The 21,849-nt window shown below is 65.5% G+C and carries 21 protein-coding genes; 10 read left to right on the forward strand and 11 right to left on the reverse strand.

Annotation, left to right across the window (positions count from 1 at the left end; all coding sequences use genetic code 11):
- From AC3AYF_RS01620 to AC3AYF_RS01645, 6 genes are all read left to right on the forward strand, one after another.
- The coding region (locus AC3AYF_RS01620; RefSeq protein WP_487779330.1) for a ZapG family protein at positions 1 to 540 on the forward strand (540 nt) is incomplete at its 5' end.
- Positions 541 to 652: 112 nt separating this feature from the next.
- Entirely contained in the window at positions 653 to 2,881 is a 2,229-nt protein-coding gene (gene uvrD, locus AC3AYF_RS01625; protein ID WP_295035386.1) for a DNA helicase II, read from the forward strand.
- Positions 2,882 to 3,060: 179 nt separating this feature from the next.
- Positions 3,061 to 3,795, forward strand: a complete 735-nt coding sequence (gene phoU / locus AC3AYF_RS01630; protein ID WP_295035384.1) for a phosphate signaling complex protein PhoU — start codon at positions 3,061 to 3,063, stop codon at positions 3,793 to 3,795.
- 113 nt (positions 3,796 to 3,908) lie between these two features.
- Complete coding sequence (gene cysZ, locus AC3AYF_RS01635) at positions 3,909 to 4,640, forward strand: sulfate transporter CysZ (protein WP_295035382.1); 732 nt, start codon at positions 3,909 to 3,911, stop codon at positions 4,638 to 4,640.
- Positions 4,641 to 4,936: 296 nt separating this feature from the next.
- Positions 4,937 to 5,548: a superoxide dismutase gene (locus AC3AYF_RS01640; RefSeq protein ID WP_295035380.1), complete on the forward strand. Its 612-nt coding sequence runs from the start codon at positions 4,937 to 4,939 to the stop codon at positions 5,546 to 5,548.
- Positions 5,549 to 5,726: 178 nt separating this feature from the next.
- On the forward strand, positions 5,727 to 6,776 hold the full coding sequence (locus AC3AYF_RS01645; RefSeq protein WP_295035378.1) for a siderophore-interacting protein: 1,050 nt from the start codon (positions 5,727 to 5,729) through the stop codon (positions 6,774 to 6,776).
- Positions 6,777 to 6,966: 190 nt separating this feature from the next.
- Here the strand turns inward: AC3AYF_RS01645 and AC3AYF_RS01650 are convergent, their stop codons facing one another.
- The 6 genes from AC3AYF_RS01650 to AC3AYF_RS01675 all read right to left on the reverse strand — a co-directional run bounded on the left by AC3AYF_RS01650 (position 6,967) and on the right by AC3AYF_RS01675 (position 13,392).
- A complete protein-coding gene (locus AC3AYF_RS01650; RefSeq protein ID WP_295035418.1) occupies positions 6,967 to 7,815 on the reverse strand; it encodes a M23 family metallopeptidase in 849 nt (282 codons plus the stop codon).
- A 95-nt stretch (positions 7,816 to 7,910) separates the two neighbouring features.
- Complete coding sequence (locus AC3AYF_RS01655) at positions 7,911 to 9,581, reverse strand: methyl-accepting chemotaxis protein (RefSeq protein ID WP_295035376.1); 1,671 nt, start codon at positions 9,579 to 9,581, stop codon at positions 7,911 to 7,913.
- Between the two features lie 136 nt (positions 9,582 to 9,717).
- Complete coding sequence (gene phoR, locus AC3AYF_RS01660; RefSeq protein ID WP_295035374.1) at positions 9,718 to 11,070, reverse strand: phosphate regulon sensor histidine kinase PhoR; 1,353 nt, start codon at positions 11,068 to 11,070, stop codon at positions 9,718 to 9,720.
- A gap of 8 nt (positions 11,071 to 11,078) precedes the next feature.
- Positions 11,079 to 11,768, reverse strand: coding sequence for a phosphate regulon transcriptional regulator PhoB (gene phoB, locus AC3AYF_RS01665; protein ID WP_295035372.1), 690 nt, complete (start codon positions 11,766 to 11,768; stop codon positions 11,079 to 11,081).
- Between the two features lie 145 nt (positions 11,769 to 11,913).
- The gene (ubiA, locus tag AC3AYF_RS01670; protein ID WP_487779331.1) at positions 11,914 to 12,825 is read right to left on the reverse strand and encodes a 4-hydroxybenzoate octaprenyltransferase; all 912 of its coding nucleotides are present in this window, start codon (positions 12,823 to 12,825) and stop codon (positions 11,914 to 11,916) included.
- 102 nt (positions 12,826 to 12,927) lie between these two features.
- Positions 12,928 to 13,392 carry a chorismate--pyruvate lyase family protein gene (locus AC3AYF_RS01675; RefSeq protein WP_365676809.1) on the reverse strand — a complete coding sequence of 155 codons (465 nt, stop codon included), beginning with the start codon at positions 13,390 to 13,392 and terminating at the stop codon, positions 12,928 to 12,930.
- 222 nt (positions 13,393 to 13,614) lie between these two features.
- Between AC3AYF_RS01675 and AC3AYF_RS01680 the strand changes: the two genes are divergently transcribed.
- From AC3AYF_RS01680 to AC3AYF_RS01690, 3 genes are all read left to right on the forward strand, one after another.
- On the forward strand, positions 13,615 to 14,817 hold the full coding sequence (locus AC3AYF_RS01680) for an NAD(P)/FAD-dependent oxidoreductase (RefSeq protein WP_487779332.1): 1,203 nt from the start codon (positions 13,615 to 13,617) through the stop codon (positions 14,815 to 14,817).
- Positions 14,818 to 14,985: 168 nt separating this feature from the next.
- Positions 14,986 to 15,261: an HU family DNA-binding protein gene (locus tag AC3AYF_RS01685; protein WP_295035365.1), complete on the forward strand. Its 276-nt coding sequence runs from the start codon at positions 14,986 to 14,988 to the stop codon at positions 15,259 to 15,261.
- A 139-nt stretch (positions 15,262 to 15,400) separates the two neighbouring features.
- Positions 15,401 to 15,757 (forward strand): hypothetical protein, encoded by a 357-nt coding sequence (locus tag AC3AYF_RS01690; protein WP_295035363.1) that lies wholly within the window; start codon positions 15,401 to 15,403, stop codon positions 15,755 to 15,757.
- Between the two features lie 76 nt (positions 15,758 to 15,833).
- On the opposite strand, the gene AC3AYF_RS01695 is transcribed toward AC3AYF_RS01690, so the two are convergent.
- The 3 genes from AC3AYF_RS01695 to trpB all read right to left on the reverse strand — a co-directional run bounded on the left by AC3AYF_RS01695 (position 15,834) and on the right by trpB (position 18,877).
- On the reverse strand, positions 15,834 to 16,547 hold the full coding sequence (locus AC3AYF_RS01695) for a pirin family protein (RefSeq protein WP_295035361.1): 714 nt from the start codon (positions 16,545 to 16,547) through the stop codon (positions 15,834 to 15,836).
- Positions 16,548 to 16,676: 129 nt separating this feature from the next.
- On the reverse strand, positions 16,677 to 17,552 hold the full coding sequence (trpA, locus tag AC3AYF_RS01700) for a tryptophan synthase subunit alpha (protein WP_295035359.1): 876 nt from the start codon (positions 17,550 to 17,552) through the stop codon (positions 16,677 to 16,679).
- Positions 17,549 to 18,877, reverse strand: a complete 1,329-nt coding sequence (gene trpB / locus AC3AYF_RS01705) for a tryptophan synthase subunit beta (protein ID WP_295035345.1) — start codon at positions 18,875 to 18,877, stop codon at positions 17,549 to 17,551. Before trpB ends, trpA begins: the two co-directional genes overlap by 4 nt.
- A gap of 115 nt (positions 18,878 to 18,992) precedes the next feature.
- Here trpB and AC3AYF_RS01710 point away from each other — a divergent pair, with 115 nt between their 5' ends.
- Positions 18,993 to 19,958, forward strand: a complete 966-nt coding sequence (locus AC3AYF_RS01710) for a LysR family transcriptional regulator (protein ID WP_295035343.1) — start codon at positions 18,993 to 18,995, stop codon at positions 19,956 to 19,958.
- On the opposite strand, the gene nanR is transcribed toward AC3AYF_RS01710, so the two are convergent.
- Together nanR and AC3AYF_RS01720 are read right to left on the reverse strand one after the other, a co-directional pair.
- On the reverse strand, positions 19,919 to 20,656 hold the full coding sequence (gene nanR / locus AC3AYF_RS01715) for a transcriptional regulator NanR (RefSeq protein WP_295035341.1): 738 nt from the start codon (positions 20,654 to 20,656) through the stop codon (positions 19,919 to 19,921). The two genes, AC3AYF_RS01710 and nanR, sit on opposite strands and share 40 nt — an antisense overlap.
- Positions 20,657 to 20,762: 106 nt before the next feature.
- Positions 20,763 to 21,827: a Gfo/Idh/MocA family protein gene (locus tag AC3AYF_RS01720; RefSeq protein ID WP_295035339.1), complete on the reverse strand. Its 1,065-nt coding sequence runs from the start codon at positions 21,825 to 21,827 to the stop codon at positions 20,763 to 20,765.
- Between the last annotated feature and the right edge of the window lie 22 nt (positions 21,828 to 21,849).

The raw sequence follows: 21,849 nt of genomic DNA on the forward strand, positions 1-21,849 counted from the left end.
GGCTACTGGCTGGGTACCAAGATGGGTGGCCACAACACCGAACCGATGCGCGAACTCAACCGCGAACACACCGCCTACAAGGAGGACGTGCGCGAGCATTTCGAGCAGGTCTCCGCGACCATGACCCGCATGGTGGAGGACTACCGCGAGATGTATCACCACGTCGCCAAGGGGGCCGAGAAGCTCGCCGACATGCATCACGAGACGGTGATCGAGCCGCCGCCCAAGCCCGAGGCAATCACCCAGGAGAGGCCGACCGACGGCGAGGAGCGCGATACCTCGACTGCCGACGAAAACCGCGAGACAGCGACAGCGGCGACCTCCACCGCTTCTCCCGCATCGGCTTCCCGGGCAACGGGTCCAGCAAAGACGTCCTCGGCCAGGGCGGCCACGGCGTCCGGCGCGGCGGCGAAATCCTCCGCGTCCTCCTCGGCGACCGGTGCCGCTGGCTCCGGGGCGGCGTCATCCGCGTCCGCGCGCCCGCAGGACGCGGCGATCCGCGCCGCCGCCGAGGATGCCGCCGCGGCGCAGAAGCGCTGACCTTACCCGCGCCAGTCAGCCGTCGCGGGCGTCATGTCAGGTGGAGCGGGCCGGCTATGTTAAGCTGGCGCGCTCTTCTCTATTTCCAGCAGCAGGCCCCGCACGGTTCCCAATGGATGATGTCTCGCCACTAATCGACTCCCTCAACGCCAATCAGCGCGAGGCCGTCGCTGCGCCGCCCGGCAACATGCTGGTGCTGGCCGGTGCCGGCTCGGGCAAGACCCGGGTGCTGGTGCACCGGATCGCCTGGCTGATGCAGGCCGAGGGCGTGTCTCCCTACGCCATTCTGGCGGTGACCTTCACCAACAAGGCTGCCCGCGAGATGCGGACGCGTCTCGAGGCGCTGCAGGGCGCGACGCTGCGCAACATGTGGGTCGGCACCTTCCACTCCATCGCCCACCGCCTGCTGCGAACCCACTGGCACGATGCCCGTCTGCCCCAGCATTTCCAGATCATCGACAGCGACGACCAGCTGCGGCTGGTCAAGCGCCTGCTGCGGGACCACAACGTCGACGACGAGCGCTATCCGCCCAAGCAGGTGCAGTATTTCATCGGTGGCTGCAAGGAGGAGGGGCTGCGTCCGCAGCAGGTGGCGACCCACGGCGACCCGTACATGGCCAAGATGGTCGAGCTCTACGAGCTCTACCAGTTGACCTGCGAGCGCGGCGGACTGGTCGACTTCGGCGAGCTGCTGCTGCGCAGCCTGGAGCTGCTGCGCGATACGCCGGCGCTGCTCAAGCATTATCGCGAACGCTTCGGCCACATTCTGGTCGACGAGTTCCAGGACACCAACACCCTGCAGTACGCCTGGCTCAAGCTGCTGGCCGGCGGTGAGGGGGATGCCGACCGCGCGGCCATGATCGTGGTCGGCGACGACGACCAGTCGATCTACGGCTGGCGCGGGGCCAAGGTCGAGAACATTCGCCGCTTCGAGAGCGAATTCGCCAATACCCGGACGGTCCGCCTGGAGCAGAACTATCGCTCCACCAGCGCCATCCTGGATGCCGCCAACGCGCTGATCAGTCACAACAGCGGGCGCATGGGGAAGGAGCTGTGGACCGACGGCGACACCGGCGACAAGATCTCGGTCTATGCCGGCTTCAACGATCTCGACGAGGCGCGCTTCATCGTCGATACCATCGGCGAGCAGGGCCGCAACGGCTTCGCGCGCCGCGAGATGGCGATTCTCTATCGCTCCAACGCCCAGTCCCGGGTGATCGAGGAGGCGCTGATCCGCAGCGGCGTGCCGTATCGCATCTACGGCGGCCAGCGCTTCTATGAACGCCTCGAGATCAAGAACGCGCTGGCCTATCTGCGGCTGCTGCTCAATCGCGAGGACGACGCTTCGCTGGAACGGGTGATCAACGTGCCGCCTCGCGGGATCGGCACGCGCACGGTGGAGATCCTGCGTCATCGCGCCCGCGACACCAACGTGTCGCTGTGGCAGGCGCTGCACGACAGCCTGAGCGACGGCACGCTCAAGGGGCGCGCCGGCAATGCGCTCAACGCCTTTGCCGAGCTGATCGAGCGCCTCGACAACGACACCGCCGGCATGGCGCTCTACGAGATCATCGATCACGTCATCCAGAGCTCCGGCCTGATCGAGCACCACCGCAGCGAGAAGGGCGAGAAGGGCCAGGCGCGGGTCGAGAACCTCGAGGAGCTGATCAACGCGGCGCGGGCGTTCTCGCAGAGTGCGCAGGCCAACCCGATCGACCTGCAGGAGGTCGGTGAAGGCGCCGCGGCGCTGGAGCCGTTCCTGGCCGAGGCGGCGCTCAATGCCGGCGATCACGAAGCCGACGAGTTCGAGGATTGCGTCCAGATGATGACGCTGCACTCGGCCAAGGGGCTGGAATTCCCGGTGGTGTTCGTGGCCGGTATCGAAGAGGGGCTGTTCCCGCACAAGATGTCGCTGGAAGAGCCGGGACGCCTCGAGGAGGAGCGCCGGCTCTGCTATGTCGGCATGACCCGCGCCATGCGCAAGCTCTATCTCACCTATGCCGAGATTCGTCGTCTGCATGGCCGCGAGACCATGGCGCGACCCTCGCGGTTTTTACGCGAAGTCCCCGAGGAGCTGCTCGAGGAAGTGCGCCTGCGCGGCCAGATATCGCGACCGGTGACCTCCCGGCCGGACGTGGGCCCGGCACGCCAGCAGGGCATCGAAGGCGGCGACGATCTGCCGTCGCTGTCGCTCGGCCAGCGCGTCAGTCATCCGCTGTTCGGCGAGGGCGTGATCCTCGATGCCGAGGGCGAAGGGGCGCGGGCCCGGGTGCATGTCAGTTTCGAGGGCGAGGGCGACAAGTGGCTGGTACTGGGGTTCGCCAAACTGACCCCGCTGTGAACCCGTCAGCGTCACGAAGTTGCAACAATTTCATGCGATGATCGCGGTCATAGGTGTCTCTACGCCTGTCACGTCCAGGCCATCGAAGACCGCGAAGACCGATCGTCGATGGCAGACTCAGCTGCCCAAGCCACCGTGTCAGATACGTCAACGCCCCAGACAAGCCGTCGGAGTCACGCATGGATATCACCAGCGATACCCACAGTCAGCACATCTCGCAGCAGTACAACCAGGATCTCGAGACCATCAAGACCCAGCTGATGGCCATGGGCGGACTGGTCGAGAAGCAGCTCCAGGAAGCCCTTGCGGCGCTGCTGGAGGGCGATAGCCAACTGGCCATCCGGGTGCGCGACAACGATACCAGCGTCAACGACATGCAGCTCAAGATCGATGAGGAGTGCGTGCGGATTCTGGCGCGTCGCCAGCCGGCCGCCTCCGATCTGCGCCTGGTCATTGCGGTCATCCGGGCCACCAACGATCTCGAACGGATGGGCGATGAAGCCAACAAGATCGCGCGCAATGCGCTCGATCTGATCGAATCGGGGCGCATCCCCCAGGGCAGCGTGGAGATCCGCCACATCAGTGAACACGTGCGCAGCATGCTGCGTGATTCGCTGACCGCCTTCGCGCGTTTCGATACCGAGCTGGCCTTGAAGGTGGTTCAGGAAGACGCCTCGGTGGACAGCGAGTACACCACCGCCATGCGGTCGCTGGCGACCTTCATGATGGAGGACTCCCGCTCCATCGGTGCCGTGCTGAGCGTGATGACGGTACTGCGCGCGCTGGAGCGGATCGGCGATCACGCCGACAACCTGGCCGAGCACGTCATCTACCTGGTGAAGGGGCGCGACATTCGCCATACCGCGGTGGAGGAGCTCGATAGGGAAGCCCTGGGACGAAGCGACAAGCGCTAGAGGCCCCGCCGCTCGCCGTCGGGTGATCGCGCTCGGTCAGGATTGACGCCGCGTCGCAAGGACTGTGTTAGCGTGTCGATCACGCAACACTTTGTCTGGTCGACGGATTCAGCATGATCTACTCCCTGCAAGCGATTATCCAAGGCACGCGCCTGGTGTTCGAACCCGGGCTGCGCCGCTTCGTGATCGGTCCGGTTCTGGTCAACCTGCTGCTGTATGGCGGCACGCTCTTCTATCTCTTCGAGAATTTCGGCGGCTGGCTCGACTACGGCATGCGCCAGATACCCGGCTGGCTGACCTGGCTGGAGTGGCTGATCTGGCCGCTGCTGGTCGTCGCCCTGGCGCTGATCGTCTTCTTCACCTTCACCCTGGTCTCCAACCTGATCGCGGCGCCGTTCTACGGTTTCCTGGCCGAAAAGGTGGAAACCCGGGTCACCGGGCGGCCGCCGAGCGACGAGCGCGGGCTGATGAAGGCCGGCGTCGATGCGCTGGGGCGGGAACTGGTCAAGCTGGGCTATATCCTGCCGCGCATGGCGGTGCTGTTCCTGCTCGGGTTCGTGCCGGGACTGAACCTGATCACGCCTTTTCTATGGGCGGCGTTCTCGGCCTGGATGATGGCCGTCCAGTATCTCGATTACCCGATGGACAACAATCAGGTCGGCTTCACCGACATGCTTGGCCGCCTGCGCGGGCGCTGGTGGCCGACGTTGACCTACGGCGCCTGCATGTCGGTGGCGACCTGGGTGCCGGTGCTCAACCTGATTCTGCTGCCCGGCGGCGTTGCCGGTGGCGTGATGCTGTGGGATCGCTACTACCGCTCCATGGTGCCGGCCACCCGTCGATAGCGCGCTGCAGGCGCACGCCGACGGAAGCCGGGATCGACAAGAAAAATGGCGGATGGGGTTGAAAGCCGCCGCAGGACACGCCATCTAGATTGGACGACAGGGAGATTTGCCGAAGCCGCGCAACCGGCCTCGCCAAGGCTTCGGAAAATCTTTTTGAAATCAAAGTGATATTTTATCGTGGCGACGCTGCGCGAAGATCGGGCTTGCTTGACACCGCGACGCGTTGCTCACTATTTTGATTCACCCGAGAGGCGCCCACGTCGGGCAATGCCTCCTCATGAAAGGGAGTTTTGATCATGGCTCATAGCTTACCGTCGCTACCCTACGCCTATGACGCGCTGGAACCCAAGATCGATGCGATGACGATGGAGATTCACCACACTCGTCACCATCAGACCTACATCAACAACCTCAATGCCGCGCTGGAAGGCACGGGGCTCGAGGACGTGCCGGTCGACAAGCTGATGGCCGATATCGACAGGGTGCCGCAGGACAAGCGCCAGGCTGTCATCAACAACGGTGGCGGCCATGCCAACCACTCCCTGTTCTGGACCGTGATGTCCAAGGATGGCGGTGGCGAGCCGACCGGCAAGGTGGGCGAAGCCATCCAGAGCGAGCTGGGCGGCTACGAGACCTTCAAGGAAGAGTTCAAGAAAGCGGCTACCGGTCGTTTCGGTAGTGGCTGGGCTTGGCTGGTGGTGACGCCGGAGAAGAAGCTCAAGGTCATCAACACCCTGAACCAGGACAGCCCGCTGATGGAAGGTCTGACGCCGATTCTGGGGCTGGACGTGTGGGAACACGCCTACTATCTGAAGTATCAGAACAAGCGTCCGGACTATATCGCAGCGTTCTTCGACGTCATCAACTGGGATGAAGTCAACCGCCGCTACGCCGAAGCCATCGCCTGATCGACAGGCCGATGGTACCGGCTTAAGCCGTCCCAAGATGCCTCCGCTCTCCGGGGGCATCTTGCGTTGATTCCCGCCTCGGCAAGGATTCCCCCCTCAGCGGCTTTTCTGGTACGCTGACCGCGCTGGCGTCCTGCCGGCTCAGTTCATCGACCCACCCTCGCGACGATTCGACACCATGACTGCACAACGCTGCGACGCCACGCTGACGCTTACCGATGTAAATGATTTTCGATTGCGCCTGATAGCGTTTCTGGATGAGTACGACGTGGCCTATCGCAGCGACGAGCGCCAGGTGGCGATCGACCTGCCGGGTGGGGAAGCGCGCTTCTCGGTGAGCCGGGTCGGTCTTCACCTCGAGGCCGAAGCCGACGCGAGGGACGGTCTGGAAACGCTGCGCGGGATCATTGAACACTACGTCGCGCTGTTCGCCGGCGACAACGCACTGCCGCTGCACTGGCATGGAGACGTGGTGGCGGCGCCGACCTTTGCCAACTTCCGCGAGATGCGGGTTGCCCGGATCGAGGAGCTGAGTCCCAGCATCCGCCGCCTGACGCTGACCGGCGAGAACCTGGCGCGCTTCGATCACCCGGAAGAGTGGCACGTGCGGCTGCATTTTCCGCCGCCCGGTATCGACCGTCCCCAGTGGCCGCGCCCCACGGCGGAAGGCGGTACCCAGTGGCCGCCGGAAGATCGACGGGCCGAGATTCGCTACTACACCATCCGCCGCCTGGACGTCGCCAGCGGCGAGGTGGATATCGATTTTCTGCTGCACGAAGCGCCGGGGCCGGGGGGCGATTTCGCCCGCCGGGCCAAGCCGGGGGACATCTGCGGCATGGCCGGCCCCTACGGGCGGGGCGTCGCCGAGGCGTCGCACTATCTGCTGGCCGGTGACGAGACCGCCATTCCCGCCATCGCGCGATTGCTGGAAACGCTGCCGGTGAGCGCGCAGGTCGAGGCGTGGCTGGAGGTCGAATCGCCGGTGGATGAACTGGAGCTGCCGGTCGCCGATCACTGCCGCATCAGCTGGCGTCACCGCTGTCGTGGTCACGCACCCAGCGAACAGCTTGCCTCGGCGGTGGTCGAGGCGATGCCCGACACCCGCGACGATCTGTTCGTCTGGTTCGCCGGCGAAGCCGACGTCAGCCAGCGCCTGAGAAAACGGCTCAAGCAGGAGTTCGGGCTGCAGAAGGGGCAGCATCTGGTTACGGGCTACTGGAAACGCTGAGCTTCGTCTGAAAAATGTCTGCGCTCGCCCATACGGCGTTAAAAATCGGCTGGAACGCCAGCCCGGTCAAAGTGCTCATTTACACCCACGTAAACTGGTGCGCCAGCCCGGTCCGTTTTCGCCAATTTTTGCCTTAGCTACGCGCCCCGGTCTGGCCATCGCTCGCCGTTTTTTCAGACGAAGCTCGGGCTCATTTAGCCCTATCGAGTACCAGCAGCGGGTCGATGCGGGTATCGAACCAGTTCATGCCCCAGTGCAGGTGGGGCCCGGTGGCGCGCCCGGTCGATCCCACCGCGCCGATCACCTCTCCCTGCTCGACGCGATCGCCGACCTTCACGTCGATCCGTGACAGATGCAGGAAGTTGGAGCTGATGCCGTAACCGTGATCGAGCAGCACCGTACCGCCGGTCAGGTAGAGATCGTCGGCAAAGGTGATCACGCCGCTGGCCGGCGCCTTGACCGGCGTACCCTCGGCGGCGGCGATGTCCATGCCCGAATGCGCCGATCCCGGCGTGCCGTTATAGATGCGCTGGTTGCCGAAACGCCCGCTGATGCGCCCTTCCACCGGCCAGATGAAGGTCTGGGCGAAACCCACCCGGTCGTCGTTGCGCGCACGCTCGGCGCTGACGGCGGCCTGCTCGCGCTGGATACGCCGGGCGATCTCCGGCGGCGGCGAGACGGTCCTGGGCGGCACGCCGTCGATGCGTTCGATCGGCCAGTCCCGAGGCGTGATCGCGACCGCGACGTTCTGCCGGCGGCCATCCGGGGTGGTGATCGACACCGTCTGACGACCGCTGGCATCGCGCCCGACGCCGAACACCACGGTGCCGTAACCGGTGACCCTGAGATCGTGCCCCGCCACCGAGACCTGGCTGCCGGGCGGCACCCGACCGATCACCATCGAGCCCTGCTGGACGCTGTCGGGGAAGGTGATCGGAACCGTATCGGCCCGAGTCTCGAGCGTGACGCCCGCCAGCAGCAGCAGCATGAAGACGGTGGCGCCGACTCGTCGGCACCACCAGAGAAAGGAAGGAATCATCGCCACCTGTCGGCACTCCGTATCGCGGGATGCCGCCACCATAACCCGATGTGCCGTGCGGTTCATCATGCGCCGCGATGGCCCCGGAAACTCTCCTAGAACGACTCCCAGTCGTCGCCATCGCTCGACGTCGACCGTGTCGCGGTCGCGGCACCCGGCGATGATGCCGCCGCCAATGCCGGCGTCGTGGTCGAGGGGGATGGCGAACGATAGCGCGACACCCTCTCGTCGTATTCGACGTCGGCGATCTTGAACCCGGCCAGTGCCCGTTCCAGCGTCGCCACCTGCGCATTGAGCGTGGCGGCGGCGGCCGAGGCCTGCTGCACCAGCGAGGCGTTCTGCTGGGTGACGTGATCCATCTGCACCACGGCCTCGTTGACCTGGTCGATACCGTTGGACTGTTCGCCGGACGCGATCGAGATCTCCTCGATCAGATCGGTCATGCGGGCGACCGAGTCCACGGCGCGACGAATGGTCCCGCCGGCCTGGCCGACGATCTCGGAGCCGGCATCGATCCTGCGATTCGAGGCGTCGATCAGCTCGCGGATCTCGCGGGAGGCATCGGCGCTGCGGCTGGCCAGCGTGCGGACTTCATTGGCGACGACTGCGAAGCCCCTGCCCTGCTCGCCGGCCCGGGCGGCTTCCACGGAGGCGTTGAGCGCCAGGATATTGGTCTGGAAGGCGATCGAGTCGATCACGCCGACGATCTCGGTGACCCGGCGCGAACTGTCGGTGATGCCCTGCATGGTCGAGACGACCTGATCCATCATCTCGCCGCCCTCTGCGGCGGTGTTGCGTGCCTCGCCGGCCAGGCCGCTCGCCTGGCGGGCGTTGTCGGCGTTCTGGCGCACGGTCTGGGTCAGTTCCTCCATGCTGGAGGCGGTCTCGCCGATGGACGCCGCCTGCTGCTCGGTTCGCGCCGCCAGATCCTGATTGCCGCTGTGAATCTGGCCCACGCCGACGGTGATGGTGGTCGAGGCGTGGCGAACGTTGGCCATCGATTCGGCCAGGTGAATCCGCATGCCCTCGATGGCCGCGAGCAGGCTGCGCCGGTCGCCGGATTTGACCTGCAGCGCGGTGGTGAGATCGCCCTCGGCCATGCCCTGGATCGCATCGCGCGCCTGGCGCGGATCGCCCCCCAGGTCGCCCAGCACGTTGCGGATGATCCAGCCCATGAGCAGCGTGATGATGATGCCGATGACACCGGCGATCAGGCTCATCTTCAACACGCCGGCCCAGAATGCGTGCTGGATGTCGCTGATATAGACGTTGGCGGCGAGGTACCAGTCCCACTCGGGGACGTAGCGCACGTAGTTGAGGCGCGATACGTCCTGGCCATCGGCATTGGTGGAGGTGTACTCCAGCGTGCCGTCGTCGGGGGAGTCCGCCAGCGCCTTGAGCTCGCGATAGAAGTAGACGCCGTTGTCGTCGCGGAAACCGCTCATGTCCGTGCCGATGTCGCGCTTGGGGTGATAGACCAGATGAATATCGCTGTCGAAGGCGTAGACATAGCTGCCGTCGAGATCCAGCGCCGACAGGTTCCTGCGGGCGAAGCCCTTGGCGGCGTCCTCGGAGAACTCGCCATCGTTGGCGCGCTGGACATAGCGCTCGACCAGCGTCTGGGCGCTGGCCACGAAGCTCTTGAGACTGCTGACGCGCTCGGCCATCAGCGTCTCGCGCTTTTCCAGGGCCATCCAGCCCACCAGGATCAGCATGCCCAGCCACATCAGGCCAACCGTGATCCAGAGTTTTCGTCGCATCGTCATCTTCAGGGGCGTCCTTTTCTTCGCGAGAAGCAATTCATATAAACAACTAGTGGCTATGAACCGACCTCGTTATCGGCCGGGGACGCCGAAGATTGAGCGGGTATCGAAGGAGAGCGCCGAAAAAGGAGGGGATTGGTCAGGCTGATGTCGACGTATCGGAGGAGGGGGAGGTCGGCAGTGCGGGCGCCACGCGCGCCGCCGGGAACACGCAGCGGAAGCGCGCGCCGAGCCCCGGACGACTGACGATTTCCAGGCTGGCGTCGTGACGCAGCAGCACATGCTTGACGATGGCCAGGCCCAGTCCCGTACCGCCGGTGGCGGCACTGCGACCCTTGTCGACGCGATAGAAGCGCTCGGTCAGCCGCGGGATATGGATGGGGTCGAAACCGTCGCCGTTGTCTTCCACTTCGATGGCGGCGCCGTCGTGCCAGGGCTTCCAGCGCAAGGTGATGGTACTGCCTTCCGGCGTGTAGCGAACGGCGTTGAAGACCAGGTTGGAGACGGCACTGCGTATCTCCTTGGTGTTCGCCAGCAGATGCCGCGACTCTTCGGCTTCTATCGACAACTGGTGGCGTTGCGCGCTCAACTCGCGGGCATCGGCGGCGATATCGTGGAGCAGGGCGGTCACGTCCAGGGTGTCGCGGTCGTCGTCGGGGCTGTCGATCTCGAGCCGCGACAGCAGCAGCAGATCCTCGACCAGGTTCTGCATGCGCGTGGTCTGGGCCTGCATCTGGCCGAACCCGCGCTGCCAGCGTTGGGGCAACTGGTCGGCATGATCCGAATAGGTTTCGAGATAGCCGGCCAGCACCGTCAGCGGCGTGCGCAGTTCATGGGAGACGTTGGCGACGAAGTCGCGGCGCATCATCTCCAGTTGGTGCAGTCGGGTCACGTCCCGCGCCATCAGCAGGCGTTCGTTGTCGCCGAACAGGGTGAGATTGAACTGCAGGGTGCGGTTGGCCTGGACCGGGGAGGGAATCAGCAGCGGTTCGCGATAGTCGCCCGTCTCGAAGTAGGCGATGAAACGAGGGTCGCGCAGGAAGTTGGTGATCGGCTGCCCGCGGTCGTGATCGGGCTGCAGGCCGAGCATGTCGCAGGCCGCGCTGTTCCACCACTCGAGATCGCCCTGGGGATCCAGCATCACCACGCTGTCGCGCATCGCCTCGCAGGAGTCCTGGATCCGCCGCAGGATGTCGCGCAGTCGCTGCTGCAGCTGGGTCTGCGCTTTCTGATAGTGATACAGGCGGTCGAACAGATCGCCCCAGACGCCGGTACCGGGTGGCGGCGCCTCGCGGGGGTTCTTCAGCAGCCAGACATAGAGCATGCGCACGTGGCGCAGATGCAGGAAGACATAGAGCCCCAGGCCGGCCGCCAGCCCCCAGCCCATTCCGGCGAGCAGGTCGCCGCCCAGTTCGCCGAGCAACAGCCCCATCGCGCCAAGCCCGAACAGCATGTAGCCGAGGCGCCACAGTTCGTTGATCCAGTAGCGCACGTCCTGACTTACTCCCTGATCGAAAAGCGGTAGCCGGTGCCGCGCACGGTCTGGACCAGATGCTGGTGCGCTTCGCCCAGGGATTTGCGCAGGCGCCGAATGTGGACGTCGACGGTACGCTCTTCCACGTACACGTTGCCGCCCCAGACCTGATCCAGCAACTGGCTACGGGTGTAGGCACGTTCCTGGTGGGTCATGAAGAACTGCAGCAGGCGATACTCGGTCGGGCCGATCTCCAGGGCGCCGCCGTTGGAGGTGACGCGGTGGCTGGAGGGATCGAGCCGCAGCCCCTCGACCTCGACCGCCTCCTCGATACCCGGCGGCGTGGCCCGGCGCAACACCGCCTTGAGACGCGCCACCAGCTCGCGCGGTGAAAACGGCTTGGTGATGTAATCGTCGGCGCCGGCTTCCAGCCCCTGGACCTTGTTGTCCTCTTCACCCTTGGCGGTGAGCAGGATGATCGGCATCTCGGCGGTGGCCTCCTCGCGCTTCAGGCGGCGCGCGAGTTCGATGCCGCTGGTGCCGGGCATCATCCAGTCGAGCAGAATCAGGTCGGGTTTCTGGTCCAGCGCCATGGCGTGGCCGGTCTGGGCGTTGTCGGCTTCCAGTACGCGATAATCGGCCATTTCCAGGGCGACGGCGATCATTTCGCGGATGGATGACTCGTCGTCAACGATGAGTACGGTCTTGGAGCTCATGCGCAATGCCTCGAGTGAGCCGCCGGTTAGCCTGGTTGCGTGGCGTCGATGACACCATCGGGCGTAGCTTCCGGCCGTGACAGAACGGTGACGATTACATCGTGAAAATATGACATCGATATGACAGTCGTGCCAATCGCATCATTCAGGTCGGTGGCCACAGGGCAAGCATCAGCCCCGCGAACAGCAGCAGCCCGGACCAGAAGTTGATGAGAAAGGCGCGAAAGCAGGCGTCGCGCTCGCGTTCCCGGATCAGCCACTGCTGATAGACGAAGGTGGCCGCCATCGCGGCCAGGCCCAGCCAGAAGAATCCGCCCAGTTGGGTCCGCATGCCGATCCAGGTCAGCAGGGCCAGGGTCAGCACCTGCAGCAGGCCGATGATCCGCTTGTCCCACTGGCCGAACAGCCGCGCGGTGGACTTGATCCCGATCTTGATGTCGTCGTCGCGGTCGACCATCGCGTACTGGGTATCGTAGGCCACGGTCCAGGCAACGTTGGCGAGCAGCAGCAGCCACGCTTCCAGCGGTACCTCGCGGCTCACCGCCATGAACGCCATCGGGATGCTCCACGAGAACGCCATGCCCAGCACCACCTGCGGCAGATGGGTATAGCGCTTCATGAACGGATAGATCGCCGCCAGCGCGACGCCGACGAAGGAGAGCAGCACGGTGGCCAGGTTGGTGAAGCAGACCAGCACGAATGCCAGCACCACCAGACCCGCGAACAGGATCCTGGCCTCCTGCTCGCTGATCCGTCCGGTCGCCAGCGGGCGCTCCCGGGTCCGCTTGACGTGGCCGTCCAGATGACGGTCGGCGTAGTCGTTGACGACGCAGCCGGCGGCGCGCATCAGGTAGACACCGATCACGAAGATGATCAGCGTGGCGCGATCCGGCAGCCCGTCGGCCGCCAGCCACAGCGCCCACAGCGTCGGCCACATCAAAAGCCAGGTGCCGATCGGCTTGTCGAGGCGCGTCAGGCGCAGAAAATCGGGCAGGCGGGCGAGGCCGCGGGGGGCTGGATTGCCGCTGGGAGTGGAAGGGGAACCGGCGCTGGGCATACGAATCTCCGAAACGGCAAGGCCTCTGAATCGGCAACGACTTTACTGCAACTGCGGCCTCGCTTCGAGGTGGGAACCGTGGTTCAGGTCGTGGATCGTCGTTCAGGGGGACGCAAGGCCCAGATCCTCCGCCATTTCATGCAGGAAGCACTCCTGCACCAGCAGCTGGAATCCTCCGTGGCGAAAGCGCGAACGACGCAGCCAGACGCCCTCGCCACCGGGCGAGAGCGGCGCGATCTCGATCGGATCGCGCTCGAGATCGGGCTGGGCGAAGAGCCAGCTGCCCAGCGAACGCTCTCCCAGCGTGCGCAGACGACGACAGCCGATACGATCCAGCGGGGCGATCGAACGCGCCGCCACCCACGGCCGCTCGCCGCTCATCAGCGTGACCTCGCGTATCCAGGCCACGGCGGTGGGAGGCAGGCCCAGGGCCTGGGCTTCGTCGCGGCGCGGTCGTTCGATGCCCTGGTGTACCAGCCTGACCCGAAAGGGGCGCTCTGAGGCCGCGATCAGCCGCGCGGTGAGCGAGTCGGTGGAAGCCACCCACTGCCACCAGGCGGCGGTCATGCGGGGGCGCCGCGTGGCTGCGGGGGCCCAGCGAATCCATCGCCAGGATCGTGCGGCGGGCGGAAGGGCATGGCAGTGACAGGCTGAGGGCACGCGAAACGACTCCATCAAGACGCACCGGGGAAGCGCCGTGGAAAAAGCCATGAACCACCGGGACGGCGCGGGTCGAAGGCGGCGTAGTGTAACATGAGGCCTCGAGACGACCGACCGAACGAGCCCTCAATGAGCCAATCCGATCACTCCACCGCGCCCCTGACGATCGTCGGCACCGGAATGGCCGGCGTGGGCCTGGCCCGAGCCATTCGGAGCCGCGATGGCGAGCGACCGATCACCCTGATCAGTGCCGACAGCGGCGACGAGTATACCAAGCCGCTGCTCTCCAGTGCCTTCGCCAAGCGCCAGACGGCGCAATCGCTGGTCATGCGCGATGCGGTGGGCCTGGCCGCGACGCTGCGGGCGCGGGTTCGCACCCATACCACCGTGGATGCCATCGACACCGCCCGTCGTCGGCTGAGGATCGGTGCCGAGCTCCTGCCCTACGGCCAACTGGTGCTGGCGACGGGTGCCGCGCCATGGCAGCCGTTCGAGGTGGCGTCCTCGCTGCGCGACCGGGTATTTCAGATCAACGATCTCGATGGCTACCGTCGCTTGCGCGGCGTGCTGGATCGTCACCCCGGCCGCCAGGCCCGCATCGCCATCATCGGCGCCGGCCGGGTGGGCTGCGAGTGCGCCAATGACCTGCATGCGGGGGGCCACCGGGGCGCCCTGATCGCGCCCGAGGCGACGCCGCTGCCCCGCCTGCTGCCGCCACCGTTGGGGCGGGCGCTGGGCGAGGCCTTCGCCGAAGCCGGCATCCGCGGCTATTTCGAACGTCAGGTCTCGGCGCTTCACGACGATGGCGAAGGCGTGACGCTGGTCCTGGACGACGGTGAAGCGCTGGCAGCGGACATGGTGCTGGTCGCGACGGGGCTGCGCCCACGCACGGCACTCGCCGAAGTGGCGGGGCTGGCGGTCTCGCCGGCCGGTATCCTGACCGACCGGCGGCTCGCGACCAGCGCGCCGAACGTCTTCGCGCTGGGTGACGTGGCCTGTGTCGATGGGCTCGACGCCCCGGTCGGCGGCTTGAGTGCCATGTACGTCCAGCCGCTGCAGGCCGCTGTCAAAGCGCTGGCGGCAACGCTCGCCGGCATACCCACCGAGGTGAGTTACGGCGCCTGGCCGGTGGTGGTCAAGACGCCGTTGCTGCCGGTTGTCGCACTACCGCCGCGCGACCCCCCCCACCGTTGGCGGATCGAAGGAGAGGCCAGCGATTTCAGCGCCTTGGCCGAGGACGAGTCAGGACGGTTGCTGGGCTTCGCGCTGACCGGGCGCTGCGTTCGTCGTAAAGTCGAACTGGCGCGAGCTGCCCCCCCGTTGCTAGGCTAGCCCCGGTGGCTACGGTTGTATAAGCCATGAATCGTCACCTGATGCTGGACAAACCGCGCCCCGGGCGGCTTATTATGCGTTCGGAGGGGATTCCCCTCATCGAGAACAACAACTCGTTTAAGATGCAAGGTGTGTCAGGTGACGCCATAGCCAAACTAGGAGGGCTCTATGCGTAAGCCAGAACTCGCTGCGGCGATTGCCGAGCGTGCGGATCTTTCGAAGGACAAGGCCAGTCAGGTGTTGAACGTCATTCTCGACGAAATCACCGGTACGGTTTCCAAAGGCAACGATGTCACTTTGATCGGTTTCGGTTCATTTACGGTTCGCGAGCGCGCCGCACGGACGGGTAAGAACCCGCAGACTGGCAAGCCGTTGAACATCCCGGCCAGCAAGACCGTGGCCTTCAAGCCCGGCAAGGCTCTCAAGGACGCCGTCAGTAAGTAAGTCGCAAGTTCGGGTCTCGAATTCCCGAGTCGCTCATCCGCCAATGAGCGCAACGATAGCCGATCCGTCCCGATGCTGGCGGGTCGGCATTCTTCTACACGATGCATTCCTACCCTGATGATCGGTCGTGCGAGGTGGCATGAAGCTCAAGTTGATGCTCTGGTGGCTGGGCGTGATGCTCAAGCGCGCACGGTCGCGCAAGGCGGCGTTTCGCGAGAGTCTGGAGAAATTCCAGCGATTCGATTGGGGCGTTGCCACGGAAGACCTGTCGATTGCCCGCCATTATCGGATGACCCCGCAAGCGGTCCACAGTGACACCGGTCTGCCGGTGGACCTGATGCTGGAACTGCGTTTTCGTGATGCCGACAGCGCCACGCGCTTTTTGAGCAAGCCTTCGCAGCGTGCGTTTCGCGAAGGGCTGTTCGACGGTCGGTTACGTCTGGTGGGCGACTCCCGCGATCTGGAGCGATTGCAGAGCCTGCTGAAGTATCTCTAGCCACGAGCCACGAGCCACGAGCCACGAGCCACGAAGCCGGCAACGTCCCTGTCGCCGGTATCGCCTCACACCCGTGTCACTGCTGCGATAGGGCTGGCAGGTCGAAGACCAGAACCTCGGCGTCCTCTCCCTTTTCCAGCACGACCGCCGGTTCATCCACGAGCAGCAGCGCGTCGCCGCCCTCGAGGCGCTGGCCGTTGGCCTCTACACCGCCCTTCACTACGTGGACATAGCTCTCGCGCCCCGCCTTCAGCGCCAGTTCCGCACGCTCGTCACCATCCAGCAACGAAGCGTAGATCAACGCGTCCTGTTGCAGTGTCAGTGAGCCGTCGCGGCCATCGGGCGACAGGATCAGACAGAGTCGGCCGCGCTTGTCCGCCTCGGTGAAATCCTTTTCGGCATAGTTCGGGGTCAGGCCCCGCGCCCGCGGGAACAGCCAGATCTGCAGGAAGTGGACCGGCTCGCTGGCGGAATGATTGAACTCGCTGTGCTCGACGCCGCTGCCGGTGGTCATGATCTGCACCCGCCCCGGGCCGATCGAGGAGCCGTTGCCCAGGGTGTCCCGATGCCCCAGTTCGCCGCTCAGTACGTAGGAGAAGATCTCCATGTCCTGATGACCGTGCTGGCCGAAGCCCTGCCCGGGCGCCACGCGGTCCTCGTTGATGACCCGCAGCACGCTGAAGTGGACGTGCTTCGGGTCGTGATAGCCGGCGAACGAAAACGAGTGATAGCTCTTGAGCCAGCCGTGATCGGCATAACCGCGTTCATTACCGCGTCGAATCGTCAACATGGCCTGTCTCCTGGTTTTGGGCGCCGAGCTTCAGCTTGGCGCAATGGAGACAGTTTATCGCCTAGATAATCGAACAAAAGCGCGTTTTTATGCGCATATGCGTGCTTAAAATCGAACGGTAGGGCGCGCTCAGGACTTGCCTCTCCGCGCACCCTGAATCGACTCGGCCAGTTCCCGCGTCAGTTCCAGTGCCGCATCCACCCCTGCCGCCGCGAGCCGCTCCACCAGGGCGCTACCGACGACCACGGCGTCGGCGATCCTGGCGATAGCGGCGGCCGTGTCGCCGTCGCGCACCCCGAAGCCCACGGCGACGGGTAGCGGAGACTGCCGCTTGAGGGCGTCGAGTGCGCTATCCAGCTCTGCCGCAATATCGAGTCGGCGGCTGCCGGTCACGCCATTGAAGGCGATGCGATAGACGAAGCCGTCGCCCTGGGCGAGCAGTGCCGGCAATCGTCCGGGCGGCGTGGTCGGCGCCACCAGCGGAATCCGCGCCAGGCCCAGGTCGCGTGCCCGGGCCGTCAGGGCGGCGCCGTGCTCCGGCGGCAGGTCGACCAGGATCAGGCCATCGACGCCGGCCTCTGCCGCCGCTTGCAGAAAGCGATCCTCGCCGAAGCGCTGGAGCGGATTGAGATAGCCCATCAGCACGATCGGGGTGTCGTCATCGCGTTGCCGAAAATCGCGCACCATCTCCAGGGTGAGCGCCAATGTCTGGCCATTCGCCAGGGCGCGCTGGCCGGCGCGCTGAATGGCCACGCCGTCGGCCATCGGGTCGCTGAACGGCATGCCCAGTTCGATGATGTCGGCCCCCGCTGCCGGCAACCGGGCGAGCAGGTCGCGGCTGGCTGAGGGATCGGGGTCGCCGGCCATCACGTAGGTCACCAGCGCGGCGCGATCGGCGGCTTTCAGCGCCGCGAAACGACGTGCCAGGCGCGAATCGGCGTTCGGAAAGGCAGGGTTCAGGGTGTCGGTCTTCGACATCTCGGTCGTCAACGATGGCGCGCTCATGCTTGGGCCTCCTCGGGCATCAGATGGCGGGTGATGGTGTCCATGTCCTTGTCGCCGCGACCGCTCAGGCAGACCACGATGACCTGGTCCGGCCCCTGCGCCGCCGCCAATTGTCCCGCATGATAGAGCGCATGCGCCGATTCCAGCGCCGGCAGGATACCCTCCAGCCGGCAGCAGAGTCCGACGGCTGCGAGCGCCTCGTCATCGGTGACCGCGACGTAGCTTGCCCGGCCGCTGTCGTGAAGATAGGCATGCTCGGGGCCGACGCCGGGATAGTCGAGCCCGGCGGAGATCGAGTGCGCGTCGCGAATCTGGCCGTCGCCGTCCTGGAGTAGATAGGTGCGATTGCCGTGCAGGATGCCGGGCGCGCCGCCATTGAGACTGGCGGCGTGACGACCGCTCTCCAGCCCTTCCCCGGCCGCCTCGACCCCGACCAGGGTCACCGCCGCATCGTCGAGAAAGGCGTGGAACAGTCCCATGGCGTTGGAACCGCCGCCGACGCAGGCGACCAGCGTGTCCGGCAGACGGCCCTGTGTCGCCAACAGTTGCTCGCGTGTCTCGACGCCGATCACCGCCTGGAAATCCCGCACCATGCGCGGGTAGGGCGCCGGTCCGGCCACGGTGCCGATGATGTAGAAGGTGTCGTCGACATTGGCGACCCAGTCCCGCAGCGCCTCGTTCATGGCGTCCTTGAGTGTCGCCGTGCCGCTGTGGACGGGCACGATCTCGGCGCCGAGCAGGCGCATGCGCTGGACATTGGGTTGCTGACGTTCGATGTCGGTCGCGCCCATGTAGACCACGCAGCCGAGGCCGAGCCGCGCGGCCACCGTGGCCACCGCGACGCCGTGCATGCCGGCGCCGGTTTCGGCAATCAGCCGCTGGCGCCCCATGCGTTGCGCCAGCAGTGCCTGGCCCAGGGCGTTGTTGATCTTGTGCGCGCCGGTGTGATTGAGATCCTCGCGCTTCAGATAGATCTGCGCGCCGCCGAAGTGTTCGGTCAGGCGTTCGGCGAAGTAGAGCGGCGTGGCGCGTCCCACATAGTCGCGCTGGAGTTCGTGCAGCCGGGCCTGAAAGGCGGGGTCGGCGCGGGCGTCGTCGTAGGCGGCTTCGATCTCGCCGATCAGCGGCATCAGCGTCTCGGCGACATAGCGTCCGCCGTAGCCCCGGTTCAATTGAGTGCCGTGGCCATCCCCCGGGCTGCCACCAAGAAATTTCCGGGAGAAATTTTTGACGTCGCGGCAGCGACGGCCCGAAGGGTGACCGCCAGGGACGGCGGGTACAAAAAAGCCGTTGTGGTCGGGAAGCGTCTTCAGTGTCGAGTTCATCAGTCAGATCCGGTCGATCGATTCGAGGACCACAGATTAGGCTGGTGACGAGTGGGGGAAAATCGATAAACTCTCTTCATCCTGTGAGTAAAACTCACCAGTTTTCGGAGATGAAATGGCCACGCTACCGTCTCTCAACGCGTTGCGCGCGTTCGAAGCCACGGCCCGCCTGGGCAGCGTCAGCGCGGCCGCCGAGGAGCTCCACGTCACCCATGGTGCGGTCAGCCGGCAGCTACGGACGTTGGGGCACCATTTTGGCGTCGAACTGTTCGAGAAGGCCGGACGCGGGCTCGTGCCGACGAATCACGGTCGTATGCTATATCCCGCCGTCGGTGAGGCTTTCTCACGCTTGAGCGAAGGCTGCGCGGCGCTGACGCGCCATCTCGACGAGGCGCCGTTCACGCTGGCCTGCCCCGGCAGCCTGCTGGCGCGCTGGCTGATTCCACGGCTCGACCGGCTCAACGCCGAGCTGCCCGAGCTGCGCCTGCGGGTGGTTTCCAGCGAAAACGAACTCGACCCGCGTCGCGAGGATGTCGATGCCACGCTGCGCTTCGCCGCGCCGCCCTGGTTTGATGACATGCCGGTGTTCGAACTGATGCCGGAGCGCATCGTCGCGGTCGCGACGCCGGAGATCTGGACGGCGGCAGCGAAAAGCTCGGCCCATGCCATGCTCGAACGGCTCACGCTGCTGGACACGGCGTCGCGGCCCCAAGCCTGGTCCGAATGGGCAGTGGCCATGGGCATCGATGACGCGACGCTGGCCGGGGCGCGCGCCAAGGGCCGCAGCTTCGAACATCTCTACTATCTGCTGGAGGCCGCGCTGGCGGGGCTGGGGGTCGCCATCGCGCCGCAGCTGCTGGTGGCCGCCGAGCTGCAGCAGGGGCGGCTGGTGGCGCCGTGGCCCGCGATCGAGACCGATGCGTCGCTGGGGCTGTGGCTGGCGCCCGGCGTCGATACCCGGCGAGGCGAGCGCCTCGCCGAGTGGTTGCGCCGCGAGCTGGGTCAAGGCGGCGGCGCAAGGGGAGAGCCACCGGAGGACGATCAGCGGTCGGAGCCGTCCTCGAGCGACTCGGCGCGCTGACGATAGAGCTCGCTGGTACGAGTCAGGTGGTCGCGCATCGCCTGCTCCGCGGCGTCGGGATCGTTGTCGGCCAGGCAGTCGACGATCTGATGGTGCTCGCGAAGGGAGACGTCTTCGGCACCGCGGAAACTGACGATGCCGAGATGGTAGTCCTTCAGCCAGTGGAGCATGGCGCGAGCCGTCGCCGAGAAGATCGGGTTGCCGGTCATGTCGGCGATGGCGCTGTGAAACGCCATGTCGCACTCGATGAAGGCATCGCCGCGTTGGCTCCGCTGCATGTCGTCGATCAATCCGCGCAGTTTGTCGATAGCGTCGGGCGTCGCACGGGTCGCGGCCATCCGTACCATGCCGGCCTCGAAGAACAGTCGTGCCTGCTTGAGGTGGTCGATGTTCTCGGCATCGTCGTCGAGCAGAAAGCGGGCGGTGGTGTCGAACTGGGAGATCATCGAGTGAACGGTGACTTCGCTGACCCGCGCCCGCTCGCCGTGGTTGATGGTGATCCTGCCCATCGAGGCGAGTTGCTGCATGGCTTCGCGGATTGCCGGCCGGCCCACGCCGTAGAGCGCCATCAGTTCCCGTTCCGGCGGCAGTTGATCGCCGGGTTGCAGTTTCTGTGCACGGATCAGCGCCAGCAAGCGTTCCAGCACTTCGTCCGATAGCTTGCGTCGGCGAATCGGACCTGCAGCGATGTCATTCATGAATCTTCCTGTTCTCGAGTACGGAGTGGCCGTCGATCGAACCCATGTCAGGACGTAGGATAATCGCTTCGGCGATCGACAGAACAGTCGCCTGCCCGAACTCGCCCTAGCGGTTCCAGCGTTCGGGAATCACGCTCTGGTGCGTTGCCGCCGCCTCGTAGGCCGCCTCGACCAGCGCCAGGGTGTTGTAGTTGTCCTCGCCACGGGTCTCGATCGGGCGGTTTTGCCAATACGCTTCGAGCCAGTCGGCCTGAAAGGCGAGCACGCTGGCCTGGATCGGTACCCATGGTGATTCACTCCAGGCAGGCGGCTCGGGCCGGACCGTCTGCACCTCGCAGTGGCCCCCGGTATCGTGGATCTCGAGGACGAAATCCTGGCGCAGGCGCAGCGAGCCGTGGATGCCGTCGACCTCGATCAGACTCTGCGGGAACGGATCGTCGGCGAGCCGGGTGGCATAGCTGCAATCGACGACGGAGGTGATGCCGTCGTCGTGTTGCAACATCAGGGTGGCGACGTCTTCACCCGCGATCGCGGCGTTGATCCGCGTGGTCTCGCAACTCAACCGCGCTACCTCGCCGAACAGGGCGCGGGCGATATCCAGCACATGAATGCCCAGGTCCTCGAGGATGAAGCGTTCCGCCCGGGCCAGATAGGGCTGGGCCGCGTAGACATCGAAACCGCTGCGATAACTGATGCGGCCGAAGAAGGGGCGGCCGATTCGCCCGCTGCGCAGCGTCTCGATCGTCTGGCGAACCGCATGTTGCCAGCGGAAGTTCTCGTGGATGCCGAGGCTCACCCCGCTCGCCGAGCACTGCGCGATCAATCGGCTGGCGTTCTCCAGCGAGCCGGCGAAGGGCTTCTGGCAGATGATATCGACGCCATGGCGGGCCGCCAGCGGGACCAGCGTCGCATGGGAGGGCGTGGTGGTGGCGATATCCACGAAATCCAGCTTCCCGGCGAACGCGGCGAACAGGGTTTCCGCCTCGGTATAGGCGGCTTCGATGCCGAATAGATCCCGAAAGTACGCCAGTCGTTGCGGATCGCGATCGCACAAGGCGACAATCTCGACGCCTTTTCCCATCTCATGGAGATCCCGCCACGCTCGCATCTGGTTTTCGGCGAAGAAACCGCAACCGATCAGCGCGCCCCGCACAGTTCGCTGTTGGGTCATCTGAATCCCTCCCGCATCCGCT

It is taken from the genome of Salinicola sp. (assembly GCF_982684285.1).